This window comes from Acidiphilium sp. (assembly GCF_049977125.1).
Taxonomy (GTDB): domain Bacteria; phylum Pseudomonadota; class Alphaproteobacteria; order Acetobacterales; family Acetobacteraceae; genus Acidiphilium.
Window position 1 is genome coordinate 1 of record NZ_JBMFGY010000251.1, and the last position, 3,104, is coordinate 3,104.

The window sequence follows — 3,104 nt, forward strand, 5'->3', positions numbered from 1 at the left end:
CGCCACTCATGGTGCGAGGCCGGGGGCCAGGGCGTGAGGTATGGCATTGCCGAAGGGTCCGAAGCTCGACCGAAGCGGGCTGGTCGCGGGCGGCGGATCGCCGTCCGCGGTCAGTCCCCCTGAGGGAGACTGAGGGCCGTTTGGCAACGCCATGCCTCGCCCCTTGCCGCTGGCTTCGCTCCATGAGAGGACTTCATCCACGTTCGTCGATGGTTCGTTTCATGGCAGGACTTCGTTTCGAGTTATCTTTCTGGGGCTCTTTCGATGGTAGATCCTGATGCGCCTCGTGTTGGCTCGCCGTGGTCGATTGCCGAAGAGAAGATTCTCTATGAGGGATTTTCGGGTTTGGGCGACATCGACCGTCTGGCCCGCCAGTTAGGACGTAAGGCAGGAGGTGTATCGTCACGGCTGAAGCTGCTGGGTCTTGTCGAGTTTGACGCGGCCGGATTGCTGATTGTTTCCTCGCCAAAGCCGGAATTCAAACCGATTGCCACCCTGTCCGATCCTGGCGCTCGTCAGGAAAAGCAAGAACGGGTACGGCTCAAACGGCCGGAGATGGCTTCGTTAAACATGAGCGAGCAATATTGTGTCCACATGTTCCGGAAAATTCCGCGAGAACGTCGTAAGGAATTATTTCTGGTGATGCGTATTCTGGCGACGGCAGGATCAATCGATGAAACGGATCCTCCACCCGATGATGATGCCGATCCAGCTAAGCACTATGAAAGTGGGCCTTACTGATGTGTGGTCGTATTGCTCAGGCCTTTCCTGAAGGTTCCTTCGATCGACTGCTTGGCAGCAGTGGCGCTGTCGTTTCGCACGTCGAGCGCTGGAACGTCGCACCGGGCAATGCCGTCTTGGCGGTTTGTCGGGGTGAGGGCCGTAGCCGAGTGCTCTGCACGGCGGATTGGGGGTTTCTGGCGCCCTGGGAGAAGATCCCCGAACTAGCAAAAATACGGCCGATCAATGCGAAGGCCGAGACCGTCGCCAGCAACAAGATGTTCAGCACTGCGTTCCGAACCCGGCGGTGCCTTGTTCCGGTCCGCTGCTGGTATGAATGGAAACCGGTCGCACCCGGGCTGAAGCAGCCATACGCGATGGGGCGCACGGATGGGCAGCCGATCACTCTTGGCGGGATCATCTCGCTGCACCGGCCCCATCGGGATTTTCCGGCGGAATTGTCGCTCGCGATCATCACCACACCGGCACCGGACGCGCTCGCCGACATCCATGGCCGGGCACCCCTGGTGGTGGCCGAGGCGGACTGGCCAATCTGGCTTGGCGAGGTTTCAGGGGATCCCTCCGCTATTCTCGCGCGGAGTGCCGCCGGCGAGGTTCCGGCCTGGCCGGTGTCCCGCACGGTCAATCGGGTTGGCACTGACGGTCCAGGGCTGATCGACCCGGTGGAGATCGAGGCAGAGACGATGGCGACCGAAGGCCACCCATGAGGTATAAGCCGGTCGTGGCACATGATGATCCGATGAAAGAGAAGAAATGAGCGGGCGGGGCAGGGACGTCGACACTTTCGCCGATGCACCGGCGCCGTCGGTACAGCGCATGATCGGGCGATGGCCGGTTGCGAGCGCTGCCATTCTAACGACGACCTATGCCGGGATTGCGATCCACACCGGAAGGGCAGCCTGGCATTTTCCGATCTCCGGGGAATACGGCAGGCTGGGAATCATCGTGATCTGGCTGGCGCTGATGATTCTTCTACCGGTGTTGTATTGGACGTTCTGGGTTGCCAGCCGTTTACGGTGGGTGAGGGGGCAGATCATGGCGACTGCGGCAAACGATAACGGACCGGAAACGGCGACGATCATACGCAGAGGCACCCGTCTTGTTGTGCTCTCCGAGCGAAGCCATCTCGTTGTCGAGTGGATACTCTGGCTCGCATTCGCGATGGCGGTGATCGGTATCGGCTTGGTGGTCCACGCCGGCGGCTGACAGCGCGGGCGACCCATGCGATCTCGATCACCCGACGCAGCAGCGCCGAGCGATTAACCGGATCTGCTCTTCATCAGGACCTCGTTCCAGTCCTTCGCGTCTCCGGACGGCCGCAACCGTTCGACAGTGATGACGATCGGTGCGATCGTTTCCTTGATCCGCGCAGCGTGGCGATCTCCCGGTCGATCGGCGTCGGTGGCAATGGCCAGGGTGCCGTCGACCGATCCGATTGCCTCCACCAAGTGACGCAGCGCCGTGACGGTGCCCGGCCCAAGTCCGCCCGTCGTGGCGACATAGATTGTATCGGTCCGGCCCTGCTCGAGTGCCGCGAGGCTCAGGGCATCGATGGGCGCTTCCGTCACCGCGACCCGCCGATAATCGTCGGCCGTGCCGCCGGGCGCGAACCGGAACAGGCTCTTCTGTCCGCCCTTGAGCACCCCCCGATAGCCGGGGCCCCGTGCTTCGATCCCGGTCAGCGCGCCTTCGTGATCCCGATGGGCGAACCAAGCGCAGCCGAATCCGCCCGACCGGACGCAATCCTGCGCGGCAGCGGCGGTGAGGATGGCAGCGGGTAGATGCCGTTCGCGGGCAAGATAGTCCCAGGCTTTCGTGGTCGGGCGCAGCGTGGGCTTCGCCTCCCAGCGGATCAGTGGTGAAGGCGCCTGCTTCGGGTCTGGCAATGACGTGGTCACCGCAACCAGTCGCGCGGGGGCGACGCCGGCGATCGCGCGCAGGGTCTTGCGGACATGACCGAAGTTGCACTCCGGATGGAGGAACTGGATCAGCGTGAAGCAATCGCCTTTCTCCGCGCCGAGCGGGTTCCACCAGCCCTTGTCGTCGTGGTTGACGATCAGGATCTCGCCGGCGCCGCGGCGGTATTTCACCGCGTGTCGCGAGCTTTCGGCGGCATCAACCTGCCATCCTTCACGTTCGAGGATGACCGAGCAGGAGACGGTCCGCCGCAGCAGATCGACCTCGCCGGCGTCGTTCTCACGGTCGCCCCGTCGGTTGTTTGAACGCGGGCTGGGGCGGGGTGGGCATCCGGTGGTGTCGGGTGATGAGATCATGGCGAAGCTCCTGGTCTGGGTTCATCGGCGAAAGGCGGTCACGCCTTTCGGCGGACGCCACGCGGCGAGATGCGGGAGGGGTGGGTGAAG

The 3,104-nt window shown here is 63.1% G+C and carries 4 protein-coding genes; 3 read left to right on the forward strand and 1 reads right to left on the reverse strand.

Annotated elements, in window-relative coordinates:
* The first annotated feature begins 264 nt into the window (after positions 1 to 264).
* The 3 genes from ACP5E6_RS17630 to ACP5E6_RS17640 are packed head-to-tail and all read left to right on the forward strand — an operon-like array spanning position 265 to position 1,947.
* Positions 265 to 741, forward strand: a complete 477-nt coding sequence (locus ACP5E6_RS17630) for a hypothetical protein (protein WP_427956453.1) — start codon at positions 265 to 267, stop codon at positions 739 to 741.
* The gene (locus ACP5E6_RS17635) at positions 741 to 1,448 is read left to right on the forward strand and encodes an SOS response-associated peptidase (protein ID WP_427956454.1); all 708 of its coding nucleotides are present in this window, start codon (positions 741 to 743) and stop codon (positions 1,446 to 1,448) included. Before ACP5E6_RS17630 ends, ACP5E6_RS17635 begins: the two co-directional genes overlap by 1 nt.
* Positions 1,449 to 1,494: 46 nt before the next feature.
* Positions 1,495 to 1,947 (forward strand): hypothetical protein, encoded by a 453-nt coding sequence (locus ACP5E6_RS17640; RefSeq protein ID WP_427956457.1) that lies wholly within the window; start codon positions 1,495 to 1,497, stop codon positions 1,945 to 1,947.
* A 53-nt stretch (positions 1,948 to 2,000) separates the two neighbouring features.
* On the opposite strand, the gene ACP5E6_RS17645 is transcribed toward ACP5E6_RS17640, so the two are convergent.
* Entirely contained in the window at positions 2,001 to 3,014 is a 1,014-nt protein-coding gene (locus tag ACP5E6_RS17645; protein WP_427956459.1) for a DUF3991 domain-containing protein, read from the reverse strand.
* Between the last annotated feature and the right edge of the window lie 90 nt (positions 3,015 to 3,104).